The organism is Mariniflexile fucanivorans (assembly GCF_004341235.1).
Classification (GTDB): domain Bacteria; phylum Bacteroidota; class Bacteroidia; order Flavobacteriales; family Flavobacteriaceae; genus Mariniflexile; species Mariniflexile fucanivorans.
In genome coordinates this window covers 57,417-72,498 of the sequence record NZ_SLUP01000008.1, presented here as the reverse complement: position 1 = coordinate 72,498, position 15,082 = coordinate 57,417, and the positions used below count along the sequence as shown (strand labels likewise).

The 15,082-nt window shown below is 31.0% G+C and carries 16 protein-coding genes; 1 reads left to right on the top strand and 15 read right to left on the bottom strand.

Translation table 11 applies throughout. The features are described from left to right. Position 1: 1 nt before the first annotated feature. From EV196_RS15625 to EV196_RS15585, 10 genes are all read right to left on the bottom strand, one after another. On the bottom strand, positions 2–781 hold the full coding sequence (locus EV196_RS15625) for a glycosyltransferase family 2 protein (protein ID WP_132218714.1): 780 nt from the start codon (positions 779–781) through the stop codon (positions 2–4). 11 nt (positions 782–792) lie between these two features. Beyond that, positions 793–1,746 (bottom strand): sulfotransferase family protein, encoded by a 954-nt coding sequence (locus EV196_RS15620; RefSeq protein ID WP_132218713.1) that lies wholly within the window; start codon positions 1,744–1,746, stop codon positions 793–795. Beyond that, complete coding sequence (locus EV196_RS15615) at positions 1,743–2,723, bottom strand: glycosyltransferase family 2 protein (RefSeq protein WP_132218712.1); 981 nt, start codon at positions 2,721–2,723, stop codon at positions 1,743–1,745. Before EV196_RS15615 ends, EV196_RS15620 begins: the two co-directional genes overlap by 4 nt. Before the next feature lies 1 nt (position 2,724). Next, a complete protein-coding gene (locus tag EV196_RS15610) occupies positions 2,725–3,366 on the bottom strand; it encodes a NeuD/PglB/VioB family sugar acetyltransferase (protein ID WP_243652255.1) in 642 nt (213 codons plus the stop codon). Next, positions 3,360–4,439: a DegT/DnrJ/EryC1/StrS family aminotransferase gene (locus tag EV196_RS15605; protein ID WP_132218710.1), complete on the bottom strand. Its 1,080-nt coding sequence runs from the start codon at positions 4,437–4,439 to the stop codon at positions 3,360–3,362. The genes EV196_RS15610 and EV196_RS15605 overlap by 7 nt, the downstream gene beginning before the upstream one ends. Continuing rightward, positions 4,436–5,065 carry a sulfotransferase gene (locus EV196_RS15600; RefSeq protein WP_132218709.1) on the bottom strand — a complete coding sequence of 210 codons (630 nt, stop codon included), beginning with the start codon at positions 5,063–5,065 and terminating at the stop codon, positions 4,436–4,438. Before EV196_RS15600 ends, EV196_RS15605 begins: the two co-directional genes overlap by 4 nt. Further along, the gene (locus EV196_RS15595; protein WP_132218708.1) at positions 5,049–6,284 is read right to left on the bottom strand and encodes an ABC transporter ATP-binding protein; all 1,236 of its coding nucleotides are present in this window, start codon (positions 6,282–6,284) and stop codon (positions 5,049–5,051) included. Before EV196_RS15595 ends, EV196_RS15600 begins: the two co-directional genes overlap by 17 nt. Before the next feature lie 105 nt (positions 6,285–6,389). Next, positions 6,390–6,740, bottom strand: coding sequence for a four helix bundle protein (locus EV196_RS20055; RefSeq protein WP_207902869.1), 351 nt, complete (start codon positions 6,738–6,740; stop codon positions 6,390–6,392). 94 nt (positions 6,741–6,834) lie between these two features. Beyond that, positions 6,835–7,680 (bottom strand): ABC transporter permease, encoded by an 846-nt coding sequence (locus EV196_RS15590; protein WP_132218707.1) that lies wholly within the window; start codon positions 7,678–7,680, stop codon positions 6,835–6,837. 178 nt (positions 7,681–7,858) lie between these two features. Further along, the gene (locus tag EV196_RS15585) at positions 7,859–8,062 is read right to left on the bottom strand and encodes a hypothetical protein (protein ID WP_132218706.1); all 204 of its coding nucleotides are present in this window, start codon (positions 8,060–8,062) and stop codon (positions 7,859–7,861) included. A gap of 562 nt (positions 8,063–8,624) precedes the next feature. Between EV196_RS15585 and EV196_RS15580 the strand changes: the two genes are divergently transcribed. Beyond that, positions 8,625–9,374: a hypothetical protein gene (locus EV196_RS15580; protein WP_132218705.1), complete on the top strand. Its 750-nt coding sequence runs from the start codon at positions 8,625–8,627 to the stop codon at positions 9,372–9,374. Between the two features lie 111 nt (positions 9,375–9,485). Here the strand turns inward: EV196_RS15580 and EV196_RS15575 are convergent, their stop codons facing one another. The 5 genes from EV196_RS15575 to EV196_RS15555 all read right to left on the bottom strand — a co-directional run bounded on the left by EV196_RS15575 (position 9,486) and on the right by EV196_RS15555 (position 14,978). Continuing rightward, entirely contained in the window at positions 9,486–9,800 is a 315-nt protein-coding gene (locus tag EV196_RS15575; protein WP_132218704.1) for a GIY-YIG nuclease family protein, read from the bottom strand. A 481-nt stretch (positions 9,801–10,281) separates the two neighbouring features. Continuing rightward, positions 10,282–10,866 (bottom strand): adenylyl-sulfate kinase, encoded by a 585-nt coding sequence (gene cysC, locus EV196_RS15570; RefSeq protein ID WP_132218703.1) that lies wholly within the window; start codon positions 10,864–10,866, stop codon positions 10,282–10,284. A 5-nt stretch (positions 10,867–10,871) separates the two neighbouring features. Continuing rightward, the gene (cysQ, locus tag EV196_RS15565; protein WP_132218702.1) at positions 10,872–11,660 is read right to left on the bottom strand and encodes a 3'(2'),5'-bisphosphate nucleotidase CysQ; all 789 of its coding nucleotides are present in this window, start codon (positions 11,658–11,660) and stop codon (positions 10,872–10,874) included. Between the two features lie 57 nt (positions 11,661–11,717). After that, positions 11,718–14,171, bottom strand: coding sequence for an exopolysaccharide transport family protein (locus tag EV196_RS15560; protein WP_132218701.1), 2,454 nt, complete (start codon positions 14,169–14,171; stop codon positions 11,718–11,720). Between the two features lie 9 nt (positions 14,172–14,180). Then, on the bottom strand, positions 14,181–14,978 hold the full coding sequence (locus tag EV196_RS15555) for a polysaccharide biosynthesis/export family protein (RefSeq protein WP_132218700.1): 798 nt from the start codon (positions 14,976–14,978) through the stop codon (positions 14,181–14,183). Between the last annotated feature and the right edge of the window lie 104 nt (positions 14,979–15,082).

Sequence of the window (15,082 nt, the reverse complement as noted above, 5' to 3'; positions counted from 1 at the left end):
TTTATCTATTCTTAATTGTACGATAATTTTTTAATATTCTTTTTACCTGTTTGTTTGGGTTTTTTGCATGTGTCAATAGTTGTTTGCTTACATATAAAAATCGTTTCGGTGTATATTTTAAGCAAAACTTAAGGGCATGTGGCATTTGTATTTGAAACTCTCCTTGTATTGTACTAGATTTATTATTTTTTACAAACACAAAACAGCCTAGAAAATCTTCAACTTTTAAAGGTTTAAAAAAATAAAATGCTCGTAGCAAAAACCAATAGTCCATAGTATAATGTTCTTTTATTGGAAACTTACCAATTTTCTCTTGAACTTTACGCTTATACATATAGCTTAATGGGTTTGTTGGAAAACGCCCTTTAAGGATAGATAAATCCTTCCATGATATTGTGACATTCGAGCTTTCAATAAATTTATCATTTATTTTCATATGTAGATTCCCAACAATAATATCCGCTTTTGGGGTTTTATTAAATGCTCCAACAAAAATTTGAAAAGCATCAGGATAAAAATAATCATCTGCATTTAAATAGATAATTAAATCTCCTGTGCTCAGTGAAAAAGCTTTATTCATAGCATCAGATTGACCAGAATCCTTTTCTGAAACCCATTTTACATGAGGATAATCTTTTAAAGTGGAAATTGTATTATCTATAGATTTTCCATCTACTATTATATGTTCCCAATTAGTGTAAGTTTGTCTCATTACACTCTCTATAGCTTTAGCTATATAATTTCCAGAATTAAAACTAGGTGTAAGGACGCTTATTTTCATTATTTAATACTTTAAAGGATGTTTTTAACAAATCTAATAGGTTTTAAAATTAATTTCCCAATTTTAAACTCTCTAGAATTCTTTATACTATCAATATTTTCATAATCTCCCAAGTACATAAATGCTTTAAATTTTCTAGATGTTTTTGTTTTACTTTTTAATTGATAATTACCATAGTCAAACAAAAAATCATTACCTAAATAATGAGCATATCCTTTTAAAAAATCAATAAAAATTTCATTTTCTAAATATTTTTCATTACCAATTTTTCTATTAATCATCTCATCGACTTCGGCATTCTGATATGGGTCACCGTATTTACCTTTAAATTTATGATTTTTTGAAACATCTAAAACAGCATCATGAAAACCTATACCTAACCAATTGTATAAAACTTCTACCTTATTAGAGGTGTCCTGTACTAAATCTTCATATCTAATAACAAATATATTATCATTATTTTTATTCATTTCACAAAATGAATGTATTTTCTTGGGTGCCAAAAACAAATCTCGTTTATAGTAATTTAACCTTTCTAAGGTTTCCACTTCCCATGTTTTAATTATAGACTTCACCACATCTATAGGATTTCGCTTTAAAATAATAATTTTACTTTTTGGAAAAAGTAAAATTATTTCATTTAAAATTTCCCAATATCTAGGGGTTTTATCTATAACAAACGTAAAACCTTCAGATACTGGTTTATATAAACTTAATAAGAATTGCTTTTGTTTTAAATTAAAATCTATTTTATATTTATCAATATAATCTTTAAAAGCATTGTGTGCCAAACTATTATCGAACGGAGCTTTAATTAATTCTGGCTTAATTTGGTTTACAAAATTTAACAAAAGCCAAGGCTCACTACATGTGTTAGCTTCACTATTATTTGATAACAAATTTTGTAGATATGTGGAACCTGCTCGAGGTTGGGATATAATAAAAATAAGACTTTCTTCTTTCATAGTCTCTGTAATTTTTTCTTAAGTTTGTATCCAAAAAATTTAAAGTAATAAAAGAATAACCAAATAGTATGTGATATGGTTTTCGAAACCGACAATTTCCTTATAACTATTGTATATTTTAATAATTTATAAAAACTCGACATAGTTTTTGGTAAATTTAAAACAATCGTTTGGTAAAAACCTTTTACTGATCTAGATGCTTCTTGATGGTATATATAGTTGAAATGCTTATCTGCGTAATCCCATATTTTTATCCAATTTTCACTATGGAGAATACTTAATTTCTTAATACCTAATTCTTTTAATCCTGATTTAGAAACACCCGAGTCGATATATCTATATACAGCCATCTTTTCATCTATAAAGCCGAAATCACCATATTTACCTAATAAAAAAGATAAAGGCACATCACCAAAAGCGACATCGTAATACCAATTTGGAAAAAAACCCTCATTAATAACATTTCTAAACATTAAAGTTCTTAATTTTACCCGCATTTTATTACAAAAAATTGGAGCTACACTAGAAATAGGCTGAGGAAAGTATCCTTGTTTAGGACTTTCTTTTTCAATAAATTTATTATTTTCTTTTTCAGAAATTTTCTGCCAATGGTGGGAAGCTATTAAGTTTGGGTTACTCTCCAATAAATCAAACTGTTTTTGTAATTTCAAACAATCTGTCCAATAATCATCTCCTTCCAAAAGTGCAATATATTTTCCTTTACATTTTTTTAAAGCAAAAATAAGATTTGGTATCATACCTATATTGGTTTTATGGTTATAATACCTAATAATATTAGAGTTGAGATTATTAAGTATAAAATTATCAATTACACTATTTGTATTATCTACAGAAGCATCATTAGATAATATAATTTCTAATGAAAAGGAAGTTTTTTGTTTTAACACGCTTTCAATTGCCTCAACAATATAATCTTGATGATTATAAGTAATCATACAGACTGAAACTATTACCATATTAAAATGATTTTATAACTCTACCAGGCACTCCTACAATTGTAGAATTATCCGGTACATCTTTTAAAATAACAGCTCCGGCACCTACTTTAACATTCTCCCCTATAATAACGTCTGGCAAAATCACACAACCAGCACCTAAAGTTGAATTATTTCCAATAATACACCTACCTAGTATTGTTACATTTGGAGATATTTCTACAAAATCACCGATATTAGAGTCATGTGCAACAACTGAATTATAATATATTAAACAGCCTTTTCCTATTTGTACAGAATTAGATATTCTTGCTCCTGCCAAAATAGAAGTTCCTTCTTTAATTTCTACTTCAAAATCACCAACTTCAGCACTTTTCGAGATTAATATTATTGGATTGGCACCTAATTCAACAAACTGTTTATATAATTTTTCTCGACGTAGAGGATGACCTAATCCAAGAACAAAAGATTTATCTATATATGCTTTAAAATAATTTTCAACTGCATCAAAAGAATTTAAAATTTTAAATCTATTATATATTTTTTCTGGTAAATCATGACTTACATTATCAAAAAATAGAATGCTTTCATCAGATAAATTCATATCTATCGATAAAACTTGTAGCAATTCTTTTGCAAGTCCTTTAGCTCCTACAATTAACATTGTAATTGTTGTTTTATAATATTTACAATAATTTTTAAATTATTTTCATCTAATCCTACATAAAGAGGCAAACACAAAACCCGAGAAGAAATAGATTCTGATATTTCCATGGTTTGTTCTTTTATATAAGGTAATTTATTTAATGAGGGATAAAAATATCGCCTAGCATTAATATTATTTTCATTTAATGCTCTTTCTACTTTAAGCAAGTCTTTTTCAGAACTAAAAACAACTGGAAAATAACTATAATTCCACTCAGTGTGTTCTCTAATTTTAAGACATTTTAAATCTAATTCCTTTAAATGATTCAAATAATACTCAACAACAATTTTTCTTTCTTTAAGTATAGTTTTTAAATAAGGAAAAACAGCAAGCCCCATAGCTGCTTGCAATTCAGAAATCTTTCCATTAATGCCTAATCCATGAAATTCTAAATGTCCATCGTGCCCAAAATTATGACTATAATAAAGTTTGTTATATACATCCCTATCTTTACAAAACATAGCACCTCCTTCTCCTGTTTGAAATAATTTTGTCGCGTGAAAACTACAGGTACTTACATCTCCATAATTAAAAAGGGACTGTTCTTTGTAGTTTACGCCAAAACAATGAGCAGCATCATAAATAACTTTTAAACCATGCTTCTTGGCAATAGCATCTATCGCATCCACATGACATGGATTACCGAATACATGAGTAGCCAATATTGCTGTAGTTTTCTTTGTTATTGCTTGTTCTATTTTTGTTTCATCTATAGTTAAATAATCGGGGTTTATATCAACAAATACAGGTGTACATCCTTCCCAAACAATACTACTTGTAGTAGCTACATAACTAAAGGGCGTTGTTATAATTTCTCCATTATTTCCAAATAATTTTAAGGCTATTTGTAATGGAATTGTTCCATTGTTTGTAATAATAATGTTTTTAACTTTTAAATATTGTTTTAATTTATGTTCTAATTCCAAAACAAGCACACCTCTATTAGTTAACCAACCAACATCCCAAGCTGTTTTTAGAATAGCATGATATTCTTCTAGTGGAGGAAAAAATGTTTTAGTAACATTAATCATAAATCTGTTATATTTAAATGTGGAAAGCATTCATTATTTGATTCTTTTTTCAAAAATTTACATAATTGTTTATAATCACTATTTTTAGATACATCAATACAAATAAAATTAGGATCATTTTTAAAATACAACATCACCTCTTTGTTGTGTTTGTTATAGCTTTCCAATAATAACTCTTTGTTGTATATATCATCTTCAGGAGTATTGAACACAGCACGATTATAATCCCACAAAAAACCTTTATACCTATAGGTCGCATTAATTAAATCATTTTTTTCTGGAACCCGAGCCCCATCCGCAAATTTATTTGAATGAAATTTTGTTATAGAATTATACCATTTATTAGGATCTCTTATAGTCAATATAAACTTAGCATTTGGATAATGCTCTTTAAGAATTATCCACAAATATGGCAAAGAAAAAGGGACATCTTGAAAAGCTTCGGCTTTTTTACAATATTTCACAATAGGTTTATAATCTTTTTCCAAATAATTCTTTATCAGAAGTTCTGCTTCTTCCTGTTTCCCCATTTTAAAATCAAAATCCATTAAAACCTTCTCAAGAGAAGTTGTACCTGTTTTATTATAACCAATACAAAATATTTTATTTTTATTTATTGTAAACATTATTATAAGATGAGTTTAACAAAAACGGTGGCCATACTTCTTTTTTATCTATAATTTGAAATGAAACTATATTGTTGGCTCTAAATAAAGGTTCTTCATTTTCCATTTTCCCTATAGATATATTCAAAGAATATATTCCCTTTGAAAATTGTAAATTGGAATGAGTAATAATAAACTCAATTTTATTATTTATTATTTTAATATTTGAATATACATCATTGTTTTTAAACAATGCCACCGCTCTTTGTTCTTTATCAAAAACAGATATGAAAAATTTTGGTACCTTAACATTTTTAGTAAAACTTAATTTTATTAATACTTTTAAATCATCACCCCAATTTAATTGGGATATATTTTTTTCGTTTTTTTTATTAGTAATAACTTCAACATGTTCTAATACTAAGCTATAATCCGTAAACACCACATTACTTTCATTGTTAGAGAATCTAGTATAATATAAATCAATAGCTGTTGAAACATCTACTCCTTGGAATTTAGCCATCCCTTTATCCATTAAAATTATTTGACTACAAATACGAGATACCATTGGCATGCTATGAGAAACAAATATGATAGCTGTATTTGGCAAAATAATATCAATCGTCTTTAGACATTTTAGTACAAAACCCAAATCCCCAACCGCCAAAACCTCATCAATAATCAATACATCAGGTTCCATTTGTGCTGCTACGGCAAACCCCAAACGTACTTTCATACCAGAGCTATAATTTTGTACTGGCATATCTATAAACTCGCGTATTTCAGAAAAGTCTATAATATCTTCAACTTTAGCATTTATTTCTTTTTTGGTGAACCCTAATACCGCGCCGTTATTATATATATTTTCACGCCCACTTAAAATGGGATTAAAACCAGCTCCTAATTCAATTAATGCACCAACCCTACCCTTGATAGTGATTTTTCCTGCATCAGGATTTATTAAACCATTTAATATTTTTAATAAAGTAGATTTCCCTGCGCCATTATGCCCTATCAAGCCTAAACATTCGCCACGGCGTAACTCAAAATTAATATCTTTTACTGCCCAAAATTCTTTATCTCGAAGTAATCTTTCATTTTTGTTACCCTTTATATTGGACACTAAATCTTTTACACCATACCATAAGCTGGTTTTTAAATCTTTACAGAATTTCTTGCTTAAGCCTTCAACTTTTACAAGAACTTCTTTATTGGTTTCTATGTTTTTTTCTTCAATCATATATTTTTTCGTGACACGATGCTCGTGAGATGTGAAACGGGGTTTTATGAAAAGTGAAATAATTCTCCTTTTACGCTTCACATTTCACGTCTCACGATTCACCTTTTACCCTTTCCGTTTCAAATAATTCCTAAATCCCAATAACAATTGTTTTACTTTTAATATTAACGTCATTAATCCATCATTCTTATCTACATATTTCAATTTGATGGCAATAAGATACTGTGTTTCTAATTCGGTTAATGACCCTAAAGCTATTGAAATAAATTGAATTAATTCTTTATCACTTTTTCTACCTGAGCCTTCTGCTATGTTTGAAGGTATTGAAATGGCAGCTCTTCTAATTTGACTTGTTAATCCATACCGCTCATCATCAGGAAATTTAGAGGATAACTTATAAATGTCCTCTACCAAATTCATGCTATATTTCCAAACATCTAAATCTATATGTTCCATATTTTTTTCACGTGAAACGTAAGACGAAATTCACGTTTCACCTTTCACCTTTCGCGCCTCAAGTTTCACAACTCCCATTTCACCTTTCACGTATTTAAGCACTTAAACGTTCAACAATAATTGGAATCGATATCCTATAAAATAATAAGGCTATAAAAAATAAAGCGACACTGGCAGCAAAAATCCAACAGAAATATCCCAAATAGTCAGGCGAAGTACCTAAAGCAAGGTCTCGTGATGTTAAAATTAAAGCCGAAAAAGGATTAATCTCCATAATAGTTTTCATGATGCCTTTTTTTGGAATCGCATATACTACCGGTGTAACGTACATTAAAAAACTTAAACTCATACTTATTATTTTCGCAATGTCATTGTAAATCATACCTATGGGCGTCATAAACAAACCTAGCGTTGTACCAAACAATATAGCCGCTAATATCGCAAAAGGGAACAATAACAATGACCAATGAAAGCCTATTCCAAAAACAAAAATAAAAACCACTAATAGCATTATTTTTATGAGGCTATTAAAAAGAAGTTTGTAAATACCAGATAATACAAGTGCTTCTTTGGGGAAATTTATTTTAGACATAATACCCCTTGCCGCATTAGTACTACTGGTTGGCGAATTAATAGCTTCGGTAATGATAGACCAAATTAATGTACCCGAAAACGCATACACAGGATATGGTACGCCAGTATCAGAAAGCTTAATAGTACCAGTTAAATTTAAAAATATCCAAACTAAAGCTGAAGTAACGGGCATAATAAAAGCCCAAATAATACCCAAATAGGATTGTCTGTATTGCGATTTTATATCTCGAGTTGCTAATTGTTTTGCTAAAAAATGAGACCCAAATAAATCTTTAGCACTTGCTTTTAAAAGTTTTAAAAAATGGATGTTATTCTCTTTTTGATAGATACGAGTTTCTAGGGCCATGCTAAGATGTAATTACTTGGCTAATATAATAATTATAGAGGATTTATCTTTGATAAGATAAGGCATACACTTAGAAATAATATAAAATAAGGTATTATGATACAGTTGTAATAGATGAAATACATTAGAAGCAAACAACTAAACAGCTAAACAACAAACATCTCAACAAATAACAAACCTATCCAACCTTAATATTATTAATCATATTAAAAACGTCTTCATAAGGCAAGCCCAAATAAGAACAAGCTTCGGCAATGGTAACATGTTGATGCCTATCTTTATGATACAATAATCGAATATCCCGCATCACTTCTTGAGCATAACGTTCACTTCGTCCCGTTATCCAAATAATATCTTGGGAATAAATACAAATTCGATGCATAAAATAAATAATGGTTAAACGAAACACTAATTACAAGAGCTATAATAAATTAGAAGGGGTACACATAATTTAAATAACCTACAAACACACATAAATATATTACTTTACAATAATAATATAATTTTTAATACAAAAAAATAATTAATGTAGGCAAAAATAACAAATCAATCCCTACAAAAGCAGTAATCTACTCAAAACCAATAACCTTATAAACCAATAACCTTATAAACTTATAAACCAATAACCTCATAAACTTATAAACCAATAACCTCATAAACCAAATAAACAACATCCACATAGCTCATGTATAGCTAAAGCATAGATAAGGCATGCCGACAGAACTAATGCACAAAGCCACAAATAGCTAAAAAAAGCAGAAAAAACCACTAAAACCCATACAAATAAACAAAAAACACCTATTCACGAAAAAAACACCGTTTAAAGCCTTATCCAAAAACATGGAAACAAAAAACACACTATGTTTACCCTTACAAAAACTACCAAAGCGGTAGTAAAGCCTAAACCAGTTCCTAAAAAATTACGGAACATAAACCCCCAAATCATGGCAAAATTAAACAGCTTTATTAAGATTGAAGGCACCCTAGACAATCTTACCTTTTACAAGGGCAAAGAAGGGTATTTAGTAAAAACAAAAAGTAGCGTGAGCGCCAAACGCATTAAAAACGATCCTGCTTATGCACGAACCAGGGAAAACGGTGTCGAATTTGGACATGCAGCCACCAGCGGAAAACAACTGCGTCGTGGTATTTTAGACCTGTTAACCGATGCTAAAGACGATTTAGTCACATCGCGTTTAACCCAAACCATGACAAAAGTTAAAGATGCAGACACCACATCCCCCAGAGGCCAACGCCAAGTAGCCATAGGTCTCGCAACACCACTTGGTAAATTGGCATTAAACGGCTTCAACTTTAATATCAATGCCATTTTAAGCAGCGTGCTACTCTCAGACTTTACGTTAAACACCACCACTGGTGCCATAAGTATGGCAGAATTTATTCCCTCTCAAAACCTAAATGCGCCTCAAGGCAGCACACATGTAAGTTTAATAGCCGGGTTTTTAGATATCGATTTTAATACAGATGTAAAAGACCTACAGGTGAGTCCATCGGTTAATCTGCCTATCGACAACACAAACACGCCGGTAACATTAACGCCAGCTGGAGTACCTTCTGGAACAGGAAATAAAATGTATTTTCTTAAAGTGGCATTTTATCAAGAAGTAAATGGTTTACAATATGCCCTGAACAATGGCACCTTTAATGCCTTAAAATTAGTGGAAATTCTGTAAAAAAAAGAAATTTAGCACCATCTATACATTTCAAAAGGTGGTGCTTTTTTATCGCACCGTCCCCCAAAAAACTTGTAACCCTAAACTCCTACTTGTTACCCTGAACTCGTTTCAGGGTCTTAGTTCAGTCACTACAGGCGTCCACAAGTTTTTCCATTCTGGGTTTTGACTTTCAATCAGATTAATTTTCCATTCCCGATGCCAGTTCTTTAATTGCTTTTCTCGTTTTATAGCATCATCTATATATTGAAATTCCTCAAAATACACTAGGTGTTTGAGCTGGTACTTCTTTGTAAACTTTGAGCCGTTACCAGATACATGGCGTTCCATCCTATCGTCTATACCTCCTGAAACACCTATATAGAGCGTGCCTCTAGCCTTGTTGGTTAAAATATAGACCCAATAATTATGATATGCACGCTTCAATGAGTTGATTTCTTATAATTTGTCGAGGCTGTCTTAAAAGTGTAATTCTGTGTCATATTGAGCCTGTCGAAATATTTTAACTTACTGATAATCAATATCAGTTTCGACAAGCTCAACCTGACAAAGTAAATACCATACACTTTTAAGACAGCCTCCTTCTTTCAACATTTCGGAATCTTATGTAACTTTATATTAGATGCTAAAACAAACTTACCATGATAAATCAATCACATTTAGACTTGTCATCCTGAATTCATTTCAGGGTCTTATCAGAGTCCTGCTTCAATATTTCGGAATCTCTCATAACAGCAAATTAGATGCTGAAATAAATTCAGCAAAACAAAGCAATTTACTTTTATCATTCCAAACATTCTCTCATTTGTCATTCCGAACTTGTTTCGGAATCTACACCTTATGAAACCAAAGTTCTAAATGAACTTTGATGCTGAAATAAATTCAGCAGGACAAAATAAATTACAGTTTACAACCGCCCCTTTAAAACTGCTAAAATTTTAGCTACTGCCGCTTCTGGGCTCTCCTTAACGGTTTCTATCTCTATAGTTGGATACATAGGCATTTCAAAAGGCGAACTAATCCCTGTAAAGTTTTTTATTTCTCCAGTACGTGCTTTTTTATACAGTCCTTTTACATCACGTTGCTCACATACTTCTAAAGGCGTATTTACAAATACTTCAATGTAATAATCGCTACCAACAATGGCTTTTATATCTTCCCGTATTTTATTATATGGCGTAATAAAAGCGGCTATAACTACTAAACCTGCATCAATAAATAATTTAGCGACCTCGGCGGTACGTCTTAAATTTTCAATGCGATCTTCTTTGGTAAACAGCAAATCTTTATTCAAACCTCTTCTTAAATTATCGCCATCCAAGGTATAAGTATGTATGTCCTTTTTATATAATTCTTTTTCCAACAAATTAGCAATAGTCGATTTACCAGAACCAGATAAACCCGTAAACCAAATTAAACAGGGTTTATGCTTATTAATGAGCGCTCTATCTTGCCCCTTTATAGTATAATTTTGCTTTTTATTATTTTTCATTACCTCTATTGTACAACAAAATAAGGATTTAATAAATTTTCTTTATTGTATAATAAAGCTTCGTTTTTATTTGCTTGAGTCACTTTTAAACCTACGGCATTACAAATAGCATGTCCTGCGGCGGTATCCCACTCCATAGTTGGTGCAAATCTTGGATATATATTTGCACGCCCCTCTGCAACCAAACAAAATTTTAAGGAACTTCCTTTTGAAACTAACTCAATACCTTTTCCTTGTAATTCTAAGGTTTTAATAAAAGCATCGGTTTCTTCACTTTTATGAGAACGACTCCCTACTATTTTTATTTGATTATTTTCTTCTTTTTTAGCTGCTATTTCTACACTGTTTTGAAATATACTTTCTGTAAACGCATGTGAATTCAACTCACATTTGTACGCTTTATTATCTGAAACTATGGCATAATATAAGGTCTTGGTTACAGGCACATAAATAACGCCCAAAACAGGTGTGTTATTTTTTATAAGTGCTATATTAACCGTAAACTCACCGTTTCGTTTTATAAATTCTTTGGTACCATCTAAAGGATCTACTATCCAACACATATCCCAATCTTTTCTAATGGTATAAGAAACTTGTTTATTCTCTTCACTTATAATAGGAATGTCCGTTTTTTCTAAATAAGAATTTATAATGGCATTTGCATTTTCATCGGCGATTGTTAACGGCGAATTATCTTGTTTTAAAGTGACCTCAAAACCTTCAGAATAAATTTTCATTATGTCTTCTCCTGCATGAATTGCTGCCTTTATAGCTATTTTAAGCAATATCTTCATTGTATATTCGCTCGATAAAAAATCAAAAATCTTAAATTATAAATTGATATAGAATTATTAACTTTTTTTAAAGAACTTCTTTAATTTAAATATCAATCCTTTTTTAGTTTTTTCATCTTCATGATACCCATTGGCATAATGTCCATAGCCATAACCATATCCGTAGCCATAACCATATTTTCCTTTTTGGTCGTAATAATTATAAAGGAAACTTAAATTTTTAACTTCTCCTTTATCGTATTTATCGTTAATAAGGTTCAACATGCCCTTTTCGGAATAGTCTTGTCTTACTACGTAAACCGTAGCATCTGTATATTTTAATAATTCAAAAGCATCGGCCACTAAACCTATTGGTGGTGTGTCTAACACAATAAAATCGTAGGTTTCTTTTAGTGTAGCCATTAAAGCATCGGTTTTTTCACCTATAAGTAACTCTGATGGATTAGGTGGTATAGGACCTGATGTTATCACGTCTAAATTTTCAATATTTGTTTGCTGAACAATGTCTTTTACAGCTTCTTGCCCTATTAAATAGTTTACGGCACCGATATCATTTTTCACTTCAAAATCACCAAAAATTTTCGGCTTTCTTAAATCTAACCCTACCAACACTGTTTTTTTTCCGCTTAACGCAAAAACTGTTGCAATATTTATAGAGCAAAACGTTTTACCTTCACCACTTACAGACGAAGTGACCATGACTGTTTTTGAGCTGTTTAAATCTTTTTTACTATACATGTACTGCAAACTCGATCTGATACCTCTAAAAGACTCGGCAACTGCCGATTTCGGTTTTAAATGCACAATTAAGTTGTTCTCTAAAGTGCTTTTACCAACCACTCCTAACAACGGTATTTTAGATAAATTCCCTAAAGCCTGTGGACTATGAATTTTTTTATCGAAAAAAGTGAGTATTAAGGCAAGCATTAATGGTAATAATAAGCCCCCAACTACCGCAAATAAATATCTGGAGCTTAATTTTAAATCTATAGGAATAGCTCCTGTATCTTTGGCGGTATCGATAACCAAAACATCTGAAACGCTTGCCGATTTTATAATATCTGCTTCACCTCGTTTTGCTAAAAACACATTATAAGTTTGCTCACTTAAAGCATATTGCCTTTTTATGCCTAATAATTTTTGTTGCGCTTTAGGGAGTCTTCTTATTTCAGATTCAGCTGTAGCTATTTTAGAATTTACAGTCTGCATTTCTCTTTTAATGCCGCTGGTTGCAGAACTTATATTTTCAAGAAGTACGGTTTTTATACCCTCTATTTGCCTGTTAAGGTCATCAAAAATTAAGGCATCTTTTCTTACTGTAGATTCGTATTTGGATTTTTGTACAGATAGTTGATTTATTTTCCCGATGTTTGAAAGTATGTTACCATCATCAATCCCTGCAATAGATGGTGCAGGAACATCTGTAAAACTATTGCTTGTTTCTAAATAGGTTTTTAAACTGGCATAGTAAGCGAGTTTCCTATTCATATTATCTTTTTCTAATTCTAAATCAGTTAATTTATTGTTTATAGTGGCACTTTCACCATCCAAATTATAAATTTTATTTTGTTCTCTATAATTATTTAAAGAATCGGCGTTTAAGGTAAGTTGCGTTCTCACTCTTTCTAGCTGTGCGTCAATAAAATTGATGGTATTGGTTACAAACTGGTTTTTTCTGTTTAATTGATCTTCACTTAAAACTTGAACCGTTTCATTTAAATAATCGACTATTTTCCCTGTATTGACATCTACCATACTTAAATTTAATATGGCAGAATTTCTTGGGTTGTCAATGGCTAATCGGTTTTTATAATTGGCTACAACGGCATCAAAATCGCTAAATTGTATAAAATACTCATCACCAATAGTTGCTGTTCTTTTTTCGGCAAGTTCAATAGTGCCATTAAAATATGGGAGAATAACGGGCTCACCCAAAGCAAATTTCATTTTAAGTTCTTCAACTGGCACATCTAAATTAAGTCTTTCTTTAGTCGTAAAGTTTTGTGCGCTTACAACACTGGTTTCAAAATTAAACGTTAATTCGTACGTGTTTTTATCTATGAAAACAATTTTTATAGGAACATTTAAAACTTGATTGGTGTTGGGGATTAATTGAAGTCTAAAAGGTGCTTGTTTATAAATATCGTCTTTTCTGAAACGTGCTTGCTTTAAATAGGACACATAAAACTGAAGATTATCAACTACTTTTTCGTGAATAGAGCGCGAACTTAAAGAGGTCATCATGGTTTGTACTTTACCAGAAACACCTCCCCAATTAAATGTTAAACTGGCAGTTGAAGTAAATAAAGGGTTCGATTCTTCTTCAATGGAGATTTGAGTGGCTAACCGGTAAGATTGTTGTTTTCTTATATTTTGTTGATAGACGATGAAGACGCCAATCCCAATAAAAAGTATGTACAGTTTCCAATAACTTAAAGCTCGATGCAAAAAAGCTTTAAAATCAAATGCCGATTGAAATTGCGATTCCGATACTTCAAATTCATCATTCATATTAAAAGCTTATAAATTTTTAGTTAAAAAATAAGTGGATACTAGAACCGATAATATGGAAGCAATGGTTGTTATATTTTGAATAGCCGTTTGTCCTGCACCTAAAGCTTTACGTTTTAATGGTTTCACCAATATAATATCGTTAGGTTGGATATAATAATAGGGCGATTGCATTGCTGCAATATCTGTTAAATCGATGTGGTGAATTTTTTGCCCATCGGGGTATTGCCGTATTATCAAAACATCTCTTCTATCCCCTGTTTGACTGATATCGCCTGCATTTGCCAAAGCCTCAATAATATTTACACGATCTTGATAAAGAGTCTGCACACCCGTACCTACTTCTCCTATGGTGGTGTATTTTAGTCCCGCTAATTTTACGGTTACAAACAGTTCTGCCGATTCTTTAAAATATTGCGCCAGTAATTCACTTTTAACCTTATCTTCTATTTCTTTAATGGTATAGCCCAAAACATTAATCTCACCTAAAATTGGGAATTTAATATTTCCGTGTAAATCGATGGTAAACCCACTAAAATATAAACCAGCCTGCCCTTGCCCATTACTTGTATTGTTTGTACTCACCGGATTAAAAATAGCCGTAAGTTCATTATCTAAAGCCTTTACATTTATACTTAGTATATCGTTAATTTGAACCCTATATGGTTTGGATAATTCTTTAATTAGTAAAGAATCATGATTAGTAGTACCTTTATCCTGTAAATAAACAACATCTTTATTGGTAATGCATGAAGAACACAAAACACTGATAAACAAATAAATAAGCAGGAATTTCTGTTGCAGCATAGGGGTGAAAAATTTATCACAAATATAACTTTTCATAATGAACAATAAAACTTATAACTTAATTTTTGGTTTTTTATCCGTTCTTTGCAAAAAAATATTAGCCT

Coding starts and splice junctions, on each gene's coding strand:
- EV196_RS15590 (WP_132218707.1), bottom strand. CDS start 7,680: ATGGCCCTAGAAACTCGTATCTATCAAAAAGAGAATAACATCCATTTT.
- EV196_RS15585 (WP_132218706.1), bottom strand. CDS start 8,062: ATGCATCGAATTTGTATTTATTCCCAAGATATTATTTGGATAACGGGA.
- cysQ (WP_132218702.1), bottom strand. CDS start 11,660: ATGAAGATATTGCTTAAAATAGCTATAAAGGCAGCAATTCATGCAGGA.
- EV196_RS15615 (WP_132218712.1), bottom strand. CDS start 2,723: ATGGTAATAGTTTCAGTCTGTATGATTACTTATAATCATCAAGATTAT.
- EV196_RS15580 (WP_132218705.1), top strand. CDS start 8,625: ATGGCAAAATTAAACAGCTTTATTAAGATTGAAGGCACCCTAGACAAT.
- EV196_RS15610 (WP_243652255.1), bottom strand. CDS start 3,366: ATGTTAATTGTAGGAGCTAAAGGACTTGCAAAAGAATTGCTACAAGTT.
- EV196_RS15605 (WP_132218710.1), bottom strand. CDS start 4,439: ATGATTAATGTTACTAAAACATTTTTTCCTCCACTAGAAGAATATCAT.
- EV196_RS20055 (WP_207902869.1), bottom strand. CDS start 6,740: ATGGAACATATAGATTTAGATGTTTGGAAATATAGCATGAATTTGGTA.
- EV196_RS15595 (WP_132218708.1), bottom strand. CDS start 6,284: ATGATTGAAGAAAAAAACATAGAAACCAATAAAGAAGTTCTTGTAAAA.
- cysC (WP_132218703.1), bottom strand. CDS start 10,866: ATGAAAAATAATAAAAAGCAAAATTATACTATAAAGGGGCAAGATAGA.
- EV196_RS15620 (WP_132218713.1), bottom strand. CDS start 1,746: ATGAAAGAAGAAAGTCTTATTTTTATTATATCCCAACCTCGAGCAGGT.
- EV196_RS15600 (WP_132218709.1), bottom strand. CDS start 5,065: ATGTTTACAATAAATAAAAATAAAATATTTTGTATTGGTTATAATAAA.
- EV196_RS15625 (WP_132218714.1), bottom strand. CDS start 781: ATGAAAATAAGCGTCCTTACACCTAGTTTTAATTCTGGAAATTATATA.
- EV196_RS15560 (WP_132218701.1), bottom strand. CDS start 14,171: ATGAATGATGAATTTGAAGTATCGGAATCGCAATTTCAATCGGCATTT.
- EV196_RS15555 (WP_132218700.1), bottom strand. CDS start 14,978: ATGCTGCAACAGAAATTCCTGCTTATTTATTTGTTTATCAGTGTTTTG.